This window comes from Pontibacter sp. MBLB2868 (assembly GCF_051904785.1).
In the GTDB taxonomy this organism is placed as follows: Bacteria; Bacteroidota; Bacteroidia; order Cytophagales; family Hymenobacteraceae; genus Pontibacter.
In genome coordinates, this window is record NZ_CP196710.1 from 3,780,179 (window position 1) to 3,794,229 (window position 14,051).

At 45.7% G+C, this 14,051-nt stretch carries 12 protein-coding genes; 10 read left to right on the forward strand and 2 right to left on the reverse strand.

Annotated elements, in window-relative coordinates:
* The first annotated feature begins 89 nt into the window (after positions 1 to 89).
* From ACSX1A_RS16170 to ACSX1A_RS16195, 6 genes are all read left to right on the forward strand, one after another.
* Positions 90 to 2,174 (forward strand): M16 family metallopeptidase, encoded by a 2,085-nt coding sequence (locus ACSX1A_RS16170; RefSeq protein WP_439880679.1) that lies wholly within the window; start codon positions 90 to 92, stop codon positions 2,172 to 2,174.
* 155 nt (positions 2,175 to 2,329) lie between these two features.
* Positions 2,330 to 3,427, forward strand: a complete 1,098-nt coding sequence (locus tag ACSX1A_RS16175) for a helix-turn-helix domain-containing protein (RefSeq protein ID WP_439880680.1) — start codon at positions 2,330 to 2,332, stop codon at positions 3,425 to 3,427.
* A 113-nt stretch (positions 3,428 to 3,540) separates the two neighbouring features.
* Positions 3,541 to 4,413, forward strand: coding sequence for a carboxypeptidase-like regulatory domain-containing protein (locus tag ACSX1A_RS16180; RefSeq protein WP_439880681.1), 873 nt, complete (start codon positions 3,541 to 3,543; stop codon positions 4,411 to 4,413).
* Positions 4,414 to 4,498: 85 nt separating this feature from the next.
* Entirely contained in the window at positions 4,499 to 5,947 is a 1,449-nt protein-coding gene (locus tag ACSX1A_RS16185; protein WP_439880682.1) for an erythromycin esterase family protein, read from the forward strand.
* Positions 5,937 to 6,221: a hypothetical protein gene (locus ACSX1A_RS16190; protein ID WP_439880683.1), complete on the forward strand. Its 285-nt coding sequence runs from the start codon at positions 5,937 to 5,939 to the stop codon at positions 6,219 to 6,221. Before ACSX1A_RS16185 ends, ACSX1A_RS16190 begins: the two co-directional genes overlap by 11 nt.
* Before the next feature lie 88 nt (positions 6,222 to 6,309).
* Entirely contained in the window at positions 6,310 to 6,819 is a 510-nt protein-coding gene (locus tag ACSX1A_RS16195) for a PH domain-containing protein (protein ID WP_439880684.1), read from the forward strand.
* A gap of 198 nt (positions 6,820 to 7,017) precedes the next feature.
* Here ACSX1A_RS16195 and ACSX1A_RS16200 read toward each other — a convergent pair whose 3' ends face one another.
* On the reverse strand, positions 7,018 to 8,139 hold the full coding sequence (locus ACSX1A_RS16200; RefSeq protein WP_439880685.1) for a hypothetical protein: 1,122 nt from the start codon (positions 8,137 to 8,139) through the stop codon (positions 7,018 to 7,020).
* Between the two features lie 115 nt (positions 8,140 to 8,254).
* Entirely contained in the window at positions 8,255 to 9,163 is a 909-nt protein-coding gene (locus ACSX1A_RS16205; RefSeq protein WP_439880686.1) for a DUF72 domain-containing protein, read from the reverse strand.
* 349 nt (positions 9,164 to 9,512) lie between these two features.
* On the opposite strand from ACSX1A_RS16205, the gene ACSX1A_RS16210 reads away from it, so the two are divergent.
* The 4 genes from ACSX1A_RS16210 to ACSX1A_RS16225 all read left to right on the forward strand — a co-directional run bounded on the left by ACSX1A_RS16210 (position 9,513) and on the right by ACSX1A_RS16225 (position 14,027).
* The gene (locus ACSX1A_RS16210) at positions 9,513 to 9,917 is read left to right on the forward strand and encodes a septal ring lytic transglycosylase RlpA family protein (RefSeq protein WP_439880687.1); all 405 of its coding nucleotides are present in this window, start codon (positions 9,513 to 9,515) and stop codon (positions 9,915 to 9,917) included.
* Positions 9,918 to 10,236: 319 nt separating this feature from the next.
* A complete protein-coding gene (locus ACSX1A_RS16215; protein WP_439880688.1) occupies positions 10,237 to 11,883 on the forward strand; it encodes a TldD/PmbA family protein in 1,647 nt (548 codons plus the stop codon).
* Between the two features lie 30 nt (positions 11,884 to 11,913).
* Positions 11,914 to 13,230: a TldD/PmbA family protein gene (locus tag ACSX1A_RS16220; RefSeq protein WP_439880689.1), complete on the forward strand. Its 1,317-nt coding sequence runs from the start codon at positions 11,914 to 11,916 to the stop codon at positions 13,228 to 13,230.
* A 179-nt stretch (positions 13,231 to 13,409) separates the two neighbouring features.
* Positions 13,410 to 14,027 carry a DUF4159 domain-containing protein gene (locus ACSX1A_RS16225; protein ID WP_439880690.1) on the forward strand — a complete coding sequence of 206 codons (618 nt, stop codon included), beginning with the start codon at positions 13,410 to 13,412 and terminating at the stop codon, positions 14,025 to 14,027.
* Positions 14,028 to 14,051 lie beyond the last annotated feature (24 nt).

A 14,051-nucleotide genomic window follows, 5' to 3' on the forward strand; every position in this document is an offset into this window, starting at 1 on the left:
GTTAACTGAGTACGGTAATTAATATTTTTATCCTACAACATCTCTTACGCTTTAGTCTTACTTCTTGTATCCTTTAAGAAATAGCAATCATGATAAAGAAAATATATAGTACGGTAATTCTGGCGCTGGCCTTTGTTTATGTGGCGCCGGCCCAAACAAAACAAACTCCACCACCACCAGGACCTGCCCCAAAAATTGAACTGGGTGAATACGAGCACTTCACGCTCAAGAATGGTCTGAAGGTATACGTAGTAGAAAACCATAAACTGCCTGTGGTATCTATGTCGCTTGTTCTGGATAGAGACCCTATTCTGGAAAGTGATAAAGCAGGTTATGTACAAGCTGCCGGCCAGATGATGCGCACCGGTACCGAGAACAGAACTAAAGATCAGTTTGATGAGCAGGTAGACTTTATCGGGGCCGACCTTAGCTTTTCTTCCACTGGCTTCACGGCTTCTTCGCTAAAAAAACACCTGCCGACCCTTGTCGAGCTGACAACAGATGCGCTCCTGCACCCGAAGTTCACACAGGAGGAACTGGATAAGATCAAGAAGCAGATGAAGGCAAACCTGGCACAGTCAAAAGACAACCCGGAGGCAATTGCCAGTCGTACGCGAAACCTGGTGCTTTATGGCAAAGATCATCCTTACGGAGAAGTAATGACCGAGGAAACTGTGGACAACATTTCACTGCAGGACATCCAGAGCTATTATAACAGCTACTTTAAGCCAAACATCGGATATTTGGCAGTAGTTGGCGATGTAAAACCTAAAGAAATGAAAAAGCTTTTGAAAAAGGCTTTTGCTAAATGGGAAAAAGGCGAGGTGAAGGATAGAACGATTGACCTTCCTAAAGCACCTGAGAAAACCCAGGTAGTAGTAGTAGACCGCCCGAGCGCTGTACAAAGTGTGCTTACACTTACTAACCCTGCCGACCTGAAGCCAGGCGCTGAGGATGCTGTTGCAGCATCTCTGATGAACAATATTCTGGGTGGAGGTATGGACTCACGTCTTTTCCAAAATCTGCGCGAAACGCACGGCTATACTTATGGCGCCTACTCTTCTATCAACAACGACGAAGTACTTGGTCGCTTTAACGCATCGGCAAACGTTCGGAATGCGGTTACAGATAGCGCTGTGGTAGAGTTCATGAAAGAGTTGAACAAGATCCGCAACGAACGTGTGACTGACGAAGAATTACGCGATGCAAAAGCATACATTATGGGTAGCTATGGCCGTGGCCTCGAAAACCCTGCAACTGTAGCTGTTTACGCCATCAACACAGCCCGCTATGGCTTACCAGAAGATTACTACTCAAATTACCTGAAAAAAGTAGAAGCCGTAACAGCAGAGGATGTGCGACGCGTGGCACAAAAATACATTCACCCGGACAAGATGTATGTTATAGCTGTGGGTAATGCGTCTGATATAGCCGATAAGCTGCAGCAATTCGACAAAGATGATAATAGCATCAGTTACTACAGCACCACTGGTGAGAAAGTAGACCGTGCGGCTATGGGTGTTCCGGCAGGCGTAACAGCCGAGCAGGTGATTGCAGACTATATTAAAGCTATTGGAGGAAAGGCAAATATCGAGAAGTTGAAAGACGTAACTGTTACCAGCAATGCAACCATCCAAGGCATGCCGCTTACCATCATCCAGCAGCAGAAAGGCAACGAGAAATTTGCCGTGCAGGTGCTGATGAACAACAACCCGATGCAGCGCGTGATCATCAACGGTGACAAAGGCAAAGTAGAGGCTCCAATGCAAGGTGTTAAAAAAGATATGACAGCCGAAGAACTTAATGCTCAGAAACTGGATGCCAACATGTTCCCTACGCTACAGTATGACAAACTGGGTATCAAAACAGACCTGAAAGGTATGGATAAAGTGGATGGCAAGGATGCTTATGCTGTTGAAGTTGCTCTGCCAAACGGGCAAAAATCTACGCTTTACTTTGCAAAGGGATCCGGGTTACTGCTCAAAGAAGTTAAGAACCTGCAGTCGCCTCAAGGTGTGATCACGCAAACTAAGAATTACAGTAACTACAAAGAAGTGAATGGTGTGAAGTTCCCTTATATCACAGAAACCAGCGTTGGCCCTCAGGTAATCAAAGCTGAAGTACAGAATATCGAGGTTAACAAAGGACTCAACGACGAAACGTTTAAACTGTAATTATAATTTTATACTTTGATTGTGGAAGAGGCTATCCTAAAAAGTTAGCCTCTTTTTTATTTTTGTAAAGTCTAGATCGCTTACTCTGAAGTTAAATATCTTATCGTCTACTATTTTGTAGCTTTATACTTTAAATACATCAACGGAAACAAACTTTGAGCTTAAACTCACTTGCCATTGCCGATCTGCTTTCCTTCTCACAGGGGCTGCTGCTCGGGGTACTTTTTCTAAGCAACTCCAAAGGCAACCGACACGCCAATAATTTGCTCGGCCTTTTTCTGCTTTTATTTAACTTCGGTTCGCTTCACAGCTTTTTCCTAAACTCTGGATTAGTGAATCAGTATAACTGGCTTCTAGGGTTCCCGTCGCTGTTCCTGCTTTGGTTTGGGCCATTGCTGTACTTCTATTCTAAATCGCTTTCTATAAATAACTTTACCTGGAAACGCTCCTACAACTGGTGGTTTGTTCCTGCAGCAGTGGAACTTCTTGGCAACTTCATACTCCTGAGTTTAGGAACTGAGCAACTCTTTAAACTAGCTTATAATGAGTATTTCATCTGGGGAGCTGCATTACATAGCTTCGCCGCTAGTCTTTTCTCTATCTACTTTACGGTCCGTTCTCTGATCCTCATCAAGAGCTCCGCAAGTTTATCTGCTTTAAAACAGAAGTGGCTGAAGTATATCCTGTCTTACTTTATGGGGCGGTTTGTGTTCTGGTCGTTATACTTTGCCCTTGTACTTGCACAGGCTTCCCATGTAATAAAATACACACCCGAGGTTATCAGCCTTCTTACTCTCATGGATTTTATAGCTGTATTCGCAATCAGCATATTTAGTTTTAAGCACATGCATGAGATCCACACCAGTCAAAAAGAGGCTGCTTATATTTTAAGCCCTGAGCAGGAAACATTATACTTTAACAGTCTGCTGCGCCTGCTGCAGCAGGAGAGGTTATACCGCAAAAGCGACCTTAAGCTTAGTGAAGTAGCATCCTTACTACAAACTAATGTAAAGTATGTTTCGCAACTTATTAAGCTTCGCACAGGCCACAGTTTCACCAGCTTTATCAACACCTATCGGATAGATGAATTTAAGAACCGCATTCTGGATGAGCAGTTCCGGCACCTGACCATCATTGCCATAGCCGAAGAGTGCGGCTTCAACTCAAAAGCGACTTTTAACAGAGTGTTTAAAGAGATGGAAGGCATATCGCCAAAGGTATATCGTGAGAAACACACAAAACAGGTGTGTTAAAGGTATCACTTTCAGAAAACGGGCTATACTGGCTTCAAAAACAGCTTTTTTTTAGATCAGCACCTGTTATGTTTGTGTGATCATACTTCTTCATCACCTGATAAAACGTAAACATGAAAGGCTTCTGGTTATTGATTGCAGGCTTGCTTATACTTCCTGCCATCGCACTGGCACAACCCAATGACATCAAACTAAAAGGCACTGCCGTTGATGCTGCCAACCGTAACTCCATACCCTTTGCAAGTTTAGGCTTGAAAGGCGCAGACTTCGGCACCGTTAGCAACAGCAATGGCGAATTCGAGTTATCTGTAGCTGAAAAGCATGCCTCTGATACAGTAATAATTTCCATGGTAGGATATGTACCGTTACGGTATACTGTAAAAGAACTGTCTCAGCTGCTAGAAATCAATTCCCAAATAACGATGGTGGCTGCTACTTATACTTTAAATGAGGTAGAGGTAACAAGCAAGAAATTAAAAGCTGTAACGCTGGGTAATGAAGCTACTCCAGCCGGTGTCGGCATGACTCCGTTTAAATTCAGCAATTTAGGAAATGAGATTGGGCTGCTCTGCAAGGTAAAAGGCAAAACAACATACTTAGAAGCGTTTAACGTGGATATCTTCCTGAATGATTACGACACACTTTTCTTCAGGCTGAACATTTATACTTTAGACAACGGCTTGCCCAAGGATAACATCCTACACGCGCCTGTGTACCTCAAATTTACCGGAAAGAAAGGGAAGGCAAGTATAAACCTGCAGCCCTACAACATCATGGTAAACGAAGACTTTGTGGTTAGCCTGGAGTATGTCAAGAGGCTCCGCAAGGTGGATTTGACCAGAAAAGAGCAGTCTGGCTTATACTTTGGAGCCAAGAAAGCTTTCGGCGGCACTGTATTCACCCGAAGCGCCAGCCAGGCCGACTGGAATATAAGCAGTAGCGGCCTGTTTGCGCCTAAGATGGCGGTAGAGGTAAAAAGCCTTTAAATCAGCAATACTATAGGTAATCAAATTCAGAAGGCTCCCACCTTTTTAGGGTTAGTGTTCAAGAATAGCACTTTATAGATATAGCATGAACAAACTTAAAAAGACGGTAAAGTGGGTGCTGTATACCCTCCTTGTCGCAATGGTGGCATTCTTTTTCGAAAGAATGTGGGTGCTATACCTGCAGCGGGAGATTGCCCCACAAATAGCTGCGCACCTTGCCCCAGTAGGTTTTTCCGGCACCAGCAGTAATACAGCAGCTTTCCATGAAGTCTTAAATAAGATCGTGGATGATAAGTCTATCTTAGGTTTCGGAGAGGCGACGCACGGGACGGCAGAATTCGAGAGAGCCTTTGCCCAGATTTCTAAAAAGCTTATACGGGAAAAAGGTTTTAACGTGGTAGTGTTCGCGGAGATGAACTTTGCCGATACGTGGGCGCTCAACAACTACGTGCTGCACAGCCCGGAAGGTACCGAAGCAGGGATGCATACACCATACGCCTTCCTGCAGGAGGACAGGGTTAAGCTAATTGAATGGATACGCGCCTACAACAGTAATAAAAAGCCAAAAGAGAAAGTGTGGTTCCTTGGCGCAGATGTGAATTCGCCTAACGAGGCGGCTCGTAACGCACTGTTGTACTGTGAAGAAAACAACATCATCCTACCTAATGAAACGCGCGAGTCGCTGACTGCCATAAGTCAATTCCCGTTATACAGCGCATCCCAAAACATTCGCACAAGACTCTCTTTAGATGCTACCCTACAAAAAATAAAGCCGCTTTACAGGCTGGCACAGTCAAACAACTTACAACAGGACAGCCTTAACCTGAGGCAATTGTGGCTGCACCAAAGCATTACTAATCTGGAACATGCTCTTAGGTCTTACTTCGCTGCCAGCCACTCACAAGATTCATTCAGGGATTCTACTATGCACAACAACATAAAGTGGGTTCTAAAGCAAAGACCGGGGGCTAAAATGCTTGTGTACGCCCATAATGTTCATATCGCGAAGAAGGTTGGGTACAAAGATATTTCTCCTGGTATTGCTCGTCTGGGATGGCACCTCAACCAACATCATCAGGATAAGTATGCGGTGATCGGCACAGAAGCCTGGAAAGGGAGCTACATCTACTCTGAAAAGGAGGAGACTACCACCATTGCTGAAAAGATGGGTAAGATAGGTACAGCCATAGCCAAGGCAACAAATTCTCCTGCCGGCCTACTGCACCTGAATGCAACGCCAGCACTAACAGAGTTCTTTAACCGAAGTCACACCATCTCGATGGGTATTGCCTCCCCCACACCTATGTATTCTCGAACAGAAGCTTTAGCCGAAGCCTTTGACTGCATTTTTTACGTCAGGGAGTCCACCCCGCTTCAGGTAAGGAAGCTTTACGGTTTTAATATGGACCTGGAGCTGGACAAGGAAAAGCATCGGGATTTGCTGCGGGGCAACACCCTCATACTCTCCTTTGCAAGCTCCTACAGCACCTTAAACACTTACCAGAGCAAGAAAGGGGGTAGAAATGTCTGTTAACTATCTGAACGAGGATCAGGAACTAACACATTATGAGACAACACAACTGTTGCCGGATGGGAAACTTACAAAGAAGTTCTCCCTTCCAAGTGGCACGTCCTTTGTTCGGGTGCGTTTCACCGGACATAAAGTGAGAGACTTTTCTTTAAGTGACTTTACGATCAATAGCGTACCAGTACAGCCTCAAGATATTACATTACATGGGGAGCGCTACGTAAAGAATGATCAGACGGCAAATACGACTGGGCCTATACATGTAAGCCTTTTACAGTAAGGTAATGGAAAGCTTATAAGACGCTATAAAAAACGCAAAGAATTTCACCCTAAAAGCAAGAGCTCAACTTTACTAAAATCAGAGAAACATGATATTTAAAGCCTCGCTGGACGGAGTTGCCAAGGCATTCTCAACTGTCTATACTTTATTAATATTTGGTGTGATATTTTGGCAGGTCTTTATCTTCTTTGAAGTTCCGCAGTCAAACTCAGTTATTGCCTCGCTCTTTTTGCTGGGCATTCTGCTAGTTCCATATTGCTACCACCCCATAAATTACTGTATTCAAGCCGAGCGGGTCGTTATTAGAAGGCCGCTTAAAAACGTCGTTATTAGAAAAAGGGAAATAGAGCGTGTAAGAATGGTTGACAGGCATGAAATGAAAGGAACACTCCGCAGCTTCGGTGTTGCCGGCCTCTATGGCTATTTCGGAAAATTCTCTAATTTAGAGATAGGGAGCATGCTATGGTATGCCACTCAAAAAAGGAACTATGTCCTTATTCAAACAAGAGATAATAAACATTACATACTTACACCTGATCAACCTGAAGACTTCATACAGCAGCTGAAATTGTCATATACAACACCTAATAACGCCTAAAGTACATTCTTAGCTATGTAACTATTAAAACAACTCCCCTGCACCGGCTGCTCATACTTCTTTTAGAACTCTAAGTTTGAAATGTAAACTTCATTAAGCTGCTGCACCAACTACACTTATCTAAACAAAAAGCGGCTGACTCAGGAATGGGTCAGCCGCTTTTTTTAAGTTTAATCCGCACTTAAGTATAAATTACAATTATTTAGCCTTACCCGATTGTTTGCTTAGATACTGCTGCGGCACCTGAATGATAGTCATGTTATGCACCTCGTCATAACGCTCATTCACGAAGCCTTCGTTTGGCTGGTCGTAGTTTGCCACAATCAGTTTATCGCCCACCAGCAGCGGCTCGCAAGGCTGATCCATTTTGCCATCTATACCGGTAGTATTTCCGTTTTGGGCCAGCACACTTACTTTGCCATCAGGCGTTACAATATTGATCGCGTTCTTCTGAGAGTTGGCAATGTATAGGTTGTCCGTTGCCTTATCAATATAAATACCGTCGCAGCAGGCAATGGTGCCGTAGGGCAAGAACACGTCTTTTGATTTGATGGAGCCATCCTGGTTAAACGTGATCTTAAACACGCGCCCGTCACTGAACATACCTACAAACATGTTGCCTTTGCTGTCGAAGTCCATGCCATCTGCCCCAAAAGCTTTACCATTTGGCTGCTCTATCGCTCTGAACGTCGTCAGCAGATGTTTCTCCTTCATGGAGGGCTGTATCATTACAGAATCTTTGGTCATCTCCTGCAGGGCAACCCGAAATACGCCACTGGTCTTTGCTGTATCAGAGGTGCTCCATTTAGTATCTGTAATGTATAAGTTGTTGTTATGCCAGCGCACCGCATTAGGATGTTTCAGCCCCTTCACCACTACATCAACACCTGTAGGTTGGCCATCCTTCATGTTCAATCGCAGGATGCGTGAGCTAAAGTTCTTATCGTAGTAGTACTGGTTATCTGCAATGTACAGGTTGCCATCGGGGCCAAAGGCCAGCCCCATGGGACCTACTTTTTTCGTTTTGTCGCTCACGGGCAGGTTATACAACACACTCCATTGATAGTCAGAAGATATTTTGAGCAGTGTTCCAGGGTACTTCGGGTTACTAAAGTTAGGGCTTGACACATACATATTACCGGACTCGTCTTTCTCCATTCCATCCGGCTGCGAAACGAAATCAGGGAACAGAAACAGCAGGTGCTGCTCGCCTGGTTTTAAATTTGTTCCAGGCTTATAAGCCCCTTGCTGCGTTTGCTGCTGTGCTCCGGCAGTAAGACAACAAAGTGTTAAAAGTGTAAGACTCATTAAGTATTTCATAGCTTAGATAGTTGTTTGGTTATAAAACGGTAAAAATAAAAACACACTGATTACCAATATGTTTACGCAATTCAGGGTTTATTAACTTTGTACTGAAGCAACGCTTTTCGCCTCATCAAAATAACTCCCCCTGCACCGGCTGCACATACTTCTTGGGAGGCTTAAGGTCAAAACCGCATACTTTGTTCAGCTGCTGCACCAGGTATGTTTCCAGCTCAGGAGCAAGGGTATTATCAGGCTCGTGCACGAAGAAGTACAGTTGTTTTAGCCCTTTTTCAAACCACGTTTTCAGGCGCTCGACCCAGTCATCTATGCGGGTATAATCCGTCGGGTGCAGGCCATTGCCCACAAACCGGATCATGGCAGAAGGCGTGGTGAGGCGCATGTGCAGCACATCGCGACGGCCGGCCACATCGGTCAGTACTGTTCCTGCTTTGTACTTCTCCAGCACCTCAAAAAGCTCCTGACTCGCTACATTATCCACAAACCAATCAGGGTGACGCAGTTCTACAGTAACAGGTATACTCTCAGGTATAAACTGAAGGAAAGCCTCCAGATCAGGGAGCTGACCTGGCCCGAAGTATGGGGGCAACTGCAGGAAAGAACTTCCCAGTTTCTCCTCCAATCCGGCAATAGACTCACAAAAGGCAGCCGTTACATCTTGTGTGCTTCGCAGAGCCGCTTCATGGCTGATGAGCTGCGGAAACTTAGGGCAGAATTTAAAACCGCGTGGTACCATATTCCGCCAGCGGTCAATGGTGTCGGGGCTGGGAATATGATAGTGGGTACTGTTGAGTTCAATGGTATTAAACTGCTTGCCATACCATAACAGCGACTCTTTCTCTGGCATCCGGGCAGGGTAGTATTTCCCAACCCAAGCCTTGTTCACCCACACCGGGAGGCCCACATATACCTGGGGCTTCATATAACTCCCGGAACGCTCTAAAAGAGGCAAGGTATCCGGATGGTCGGGGGGCAGCGCAAAATCAATTTTGCTTATGTCTTGGAGCTTTCCGAAATCCATAGTTTATATATCTTAAGTTAATACGAACCTGCTGTAGTCAAGTCGCAAAAAGTGATGACTTCTTCAGGCAACACATTATCAAACAACTGTAAAAAAAGCTGTGAACTCACTCAAAAATCTCTTGACGATAAAATTTTTTTTAACTATTTTTTATAGTGTATTTTCTATACTCAACCCTCAAAAAAATCAAGCTATACAAGCCGCAAACAAACATTTTTGCATTATCTGACTTATAGCGATTTTACTCGTCACACCCGTATCCCCCTACACTCAAGACACAATAATCGCGTAAAAGGCCTCGTTTGCAAAATATTCCGTAACTTTGCGGCTTCATCAACTTTTTAATGATATGATAAATAATAGAAAGTGCTACCTGCTAACAGTAATCATTCTTCTATTTATTGGCATTCATCAACCAATTTTTGCACAAACTCAGGACACCCAAACAGGTGAAGCATCGTGGTACGGCAGTCGTTACCACGGCAGAAAAACCAGCAGTGGCGAGCGTTACAATAAGAACGACATGACCGCCGCACACAAAACACTTCCTTTCGGCACGAAGGTTAAAGTTACCAACCTCGACAACAATGAATCTGTAATTGTTCGCATCAACGACAGAGGTCCTTTTGTAGGAGATCGCATCATTGATGTTTCCGAGGCCGCTGCACGAAAAATTCACATCCGCGCCCAGGGTGTTGGCAATGTGAAGATAGAAGTGCTGGAATCAAGTGCTGAACTTGCTTCAGCCCAATAATCTTTTTTAAGGTTAATTATTTGCTGATAACAGAATCCGTAGAAATTAAGCAACAGGTTCTGCTCAGCAAAAAGCAAAGGCACTTTTATTAGCCTTTGCTCTTTCCCAGAGTTTATTACTATTAGATAGAGCGCGAAGCCTGTAGAGGCTTTGCGCTTTTGTTTTTTCGAAGTATTACGTTTGTAGAAGGCTTCCCCTTGTTCATCTGTAAAATCCTTAGCTTGAGCGTAAAGTCAGTGGTTATACTTTGATGTGCAGAAAAGAATTGCTATAATTAGCTACCTAAACTCATCAAACTTTAACCTAACCTTACCTAACCTTGAAAAGACGAAGCTTTCTTGAATTGTCTGCATTGGGATTTGGAGGGCTAATGCTGCCTTCTATTCCCGTGTTTGGTAATATCATATCGCCAGAACGAGCACTTGAAACTGTTGATGTCGCCTTGAAAAAGCGACTTGCCGATGTTGCCTTGAACACGGCCAAATCCAAGGGTGCTAACTATGCGGATGTGCGCATTGGCCGCTACCTGCAGCAGTACATTTTCACCCGCGAAAAGCAGGTACAGAACATTGTGAACGCCGAATCATTTGGTGTAGGTGTGCGTGTGCTGGCTAACGGCACATGGGGCTTTGCCGCCACCTCTGACGTATCTGATAAAGGTGTTGCCAAAGCGGCTGAGCAGGCCGTGGCCATTGCCAAGGCAAACGCTAAACTACAGAAAGAACCGGTTCAACTGGCACCTGTGCCAGGCTATGGCGAAGTAAGCTGGAAAACCCCTATCGAGAAAAATGCCTTTGAAGTACCTGTGGGAGAGAAAGCCGACCTGCTTTTAGCGGCCAACGCTGCCGCCCTGGATAACGGTGCCAACTTCGTGAACTCTGCCCTGTTCCAGGTAAACGAACAGAAATACTTTGCCTCTACAGAGGGCTCCTATATCGATCAGGATATTCATCGTATCTGGCCGAACTTTACCGTTACAGCCGTAGACAAAGCATCTGGCAAGTTCAGAACCCGTGAAGCCCTTAGTGCACCAATGGGCATGGGTTATGAGTACATGATCCCGAAGGCATCTGAAAAAATAAAAGGACCACAAGGTACTGGCATGATGGGGTATCGTTATGCTTATGACATGCTGGAAGATGCCACACTGGCTGCCAAGCAAGCCAATGAAAAGCTGACAGCCAAATCTGTTCAGGCTGGCAAGTATGACCTGGTGCTGGACCCGAATCACCTTGGCCTGACAATTCATGAGTCTGTTGGCCACCCGCTGGAACTTGACCGTGTGCTGGGCTACGAAGCGAACTACGCTGGCACCTCCTTCGCTACATTAGATAAATGGAAGTCGAAGAACTTCAAGTATGGTTCTGATAAGGTGAACATATTCGCGGATAAAACTCAAAAGGGCTCCTTAGGCCTGGTGGGCTGGGACGACGAAGGCGTGAAGACCAAGCAATGGGACCTGATCAAAGATGGCGTTCTTGTAAATTACGAGGCTATCCGTGATCAGGCACATATTATCGGAGAAAAAGAGTCACATGGCTGCTGCTATGCCGATAACTGGAGTTCTGTTCAGTTCCAGCGCATGCCAAACGTATCGCTGGCACCGGGTAAGGAGAAGATGAATGTGGATCAGTTGATAAGTGGTGTGGATAAAGGCATTTATATTGCCGGCCGCGGTTCTTACTCCATTGACCAGCAGCGCTACAACTTCCAGTTTGGTGGTACTACTTTCCATGAGATCAAGAATGGTAAAATTGTTGGTCCATTAGAAGACGTAGCCTACCAGAGCAACACCCAGGAATTCTGGAACTCCTGCGCCGGCTCTTGTGATGAGAGCGATTACCGTTTGTTCGGTTCGTTCTTCGATGGCAAAGGGCAGCCGAGCCAGATCAGCGCTGTATCGCATGGCTCTGCCCACACCCGCTTCAACGGTGTGAACGTGATCAACACAGCCCGCAAAATCTAGTCTATCACCTTCTAAAGAGCATTAATTAAAATGGCAATATTAAGCAAAGAAGAGGCACAGGCGATTCTAAAAAAAGCGCTTAGCTATTCGAAAGCTGATGAGTGCGAAATTACACTCAACGGCAACCAGGGTGGCAACATCCGTTATGCCCGTAATGAAGTTTCTACCAGCGGAGCCGAAGAAAACGTTTCTATGGCTGTGGAGTCACGCTTTGGAAAACGCTCTGGCGTGGCAACTATTAATGAATTTGACGACAAATCGTTAGAGAAAGTAATCCGACGTTCTGAAGAGACGGCACGCCTGGCCCCGGAAAGCCCTGAGTATATCGAGCTGCTAGGTCCACAGAAATACATTACCACCAAAGCTTATTTTGATTCCACGGCCAACATAGATCCTGCGTACAGAGCTGATGCTGCAGCAAAAAGCATCAAAGCCGCTGCTGATAAAGGGCTGACTGCCGCAGGCTTCCTGGAGCACTACACGAACTTTACGGCCAAAATGAACAACAAAGGCCTTTTTGTTTATCATCCATCCTCCTCAGTTGATTTCTCTGTAACGATGCGTACCGAGGATGGAACTGGCTCTGGTTATGTGACGCAGGATTTTTCGGATGTAAGTAAGCTGGATACTGGGAAAGCCTCACAGATAGCTGCCGATAAAGCGGCTAACTCCAGAAACGCCAGAGCGCTGGAACCGGGCAAGTATACGGTTATTCTGGAGCCTGCTGCTTCTATTGACCTTTTGCGCAACATGTTCAGCAACATGGATCAGCGTGCTGCCGAAGAAGGCCGCAGTTTCCTGAGCAAACCAGGCGGAAAAACAAAGGTAGGCGAGAAACTGGTAGATGAGCGTATAACGGTGTACTCTGACCCTTCAAACCCCGACGTTCCAACAGCCCCGTTTGCTGGCGATGGTCGTCCGCAGGAAAAAGTGACCTGGATTGATAAAGGTGTAGTAAAGAACCTGTACAACACCCGCTACTGGGCCTCTAATAAGGGCTCTGCCTCTATTCCGCCTCCAGGTAACACTATTATGGAGGGTGGCAACATGACCCTGGAAGAAATGATCAAGAGCACCAAGCGCGGTATACTGGTAACACGCCTGTGGTACATCCGAACTGTTGATCCGCAAACGCTGCTCTACACCGGCCTTACCCGCGATGGTACGTTCTACATCGAAAACGGCAAGATCATGTACCCGGTAAAGAACTTCCGCTTCAACGAGAGCCCGGTGATCATGCTCAACAACCTGGAAGCTCTGGGTAAGCCGCAACGCATTAATGGCAGCCTGGTGCCGCCGATGAAGATACGTGACTTTACATTTACAAGCTTATCGGATGCAGTGTAAAAGCTGCTGATCTATACTTTGGATGCCGTATGCAGCTTGCTGTGTGCGGCATTCATTTTCATACGTTAGTTATCAGTACCCACCCCTAACCCCTCCGAGGAGGGGAATATTTATTTGAGAAAATTCCCCTCCTCGGAGGGGTTAGGGGTGGGTCAAATTTTAGAAGTTAAACTCCTATCGTGCAACCCTTCACTTTTGTGCGCCTGCAATACCGCTCTGGCAACTGGGATACCGACCCGCGTATGCCAAGCAACCTGCTGCACTCGCTTATCCAGTATACCACGGTACCGGTAAGCGAGCAGGAGAAGGTCGTGTCGTTGGAGAGTGCGGAGCTTTTCAAGTACCCCTTCAGCTACCTGAGCGGGCACAAGCTGGTGCAGTTTAACCAGAAGGAGCGGCAGAACTTTGAGACCTACGTGAAGAACGGTGGCTTTGTGTTCGTGGACGATTGCAACCACGACATCGATGGCCTTTTTGCAAGATCTTTTGAAGAGCAGATGCGGCAGATATTCGGAGCAAATGCACTGAAGAAGATCCCGAACAACCACAAAATCTACCGCAGCTTCTTCACGTTTGAAGAAGGGCCACCCACCACTAGTTTCGAGCTCAATGGCTGGGGCGACGACCTGGTGCACGACTACCTAAAGGCGATAGAAGTAAACGGCCGCATAGCCGTGCTCTACAGCAACAAAGACTACGGCTGCGAATGGGATTACGACTTTAGAAACAAGCGTTGGCTGGCCGAGGATAATACGAAGTTTGGAATAAATATAATAATGTATGCACTTACCAGTTAGTACATAGTAATTACTTAATATTAT

Excerpts from the sequence above, each read along its gene's own strand:
- ACSX1A_RS16170 (WP_439880679.1), top strand. The coding sequence starts at position 90 with ATGATAAAGAAAATATATAGTACGGTAATTCTGGCGCTGGCCTTTGTT.
- ACSX1A_RS16180 (WP_439880681.1), top strand. The coding sequence starts at position 3,541 with ATGAAAGGCTTCTGGTTATTGATTGCAGGCTTGCTTATACTTCCTGCC.
- ACSX1A_RS16185 (WP_439880682.1), top strand. The coding sequence starts at position 4,499 with ATGAACAAACTTAAAAAGACGGTAAAGTGGGTGCTGTATACCCTCCTT.
- ACSX1A_RS16190 (WP_439880683.1), top strand. The coding sequence starts at position 5,937 with ATGTCTGTTAACTATCTGAACGAGGATCAGGAACTAACACATTATGAG.
- ACSX1A_RS16195 (WP_439880684.1), top strand. The coding sequence starts at position 6,310 with ATGATATTTAAAGCCTCGCTGGACGGAGTTGCCAAGGCATTCTCAACT.
- ACSX1A_RS16200 (WP_439880685.1), bottom strand. The coding sequence starts at position 8,139 with ATGAAATACTTAATGAGTCTTACACTTTTAACACTTTGTTGTCTTACT.
- ACSX1A_RS16205 (WP_439880686.1), bottom strand. The coding sequence starts at position 9,163 with ATGGATTTCGGAAAGCTCCAAGACATAAGCAAAATTGATTTTGCGCTG.
- ACSX1A_RS16210 (WP_439880687.1), top strand. The coding sequence starts at position 9,513 with ATGATAAATAATAGAAAGTGCTACCTGCTAACAGTAATCATTCTTCTA.
- ACSX1A_RS16220 (WP_439880689.1), top strand. The coding sequence starts at position 11,914 with ATGGCAATATTAAGCAAAGAAGAGGCACAGGCGATTCTAAAAAAAGCG.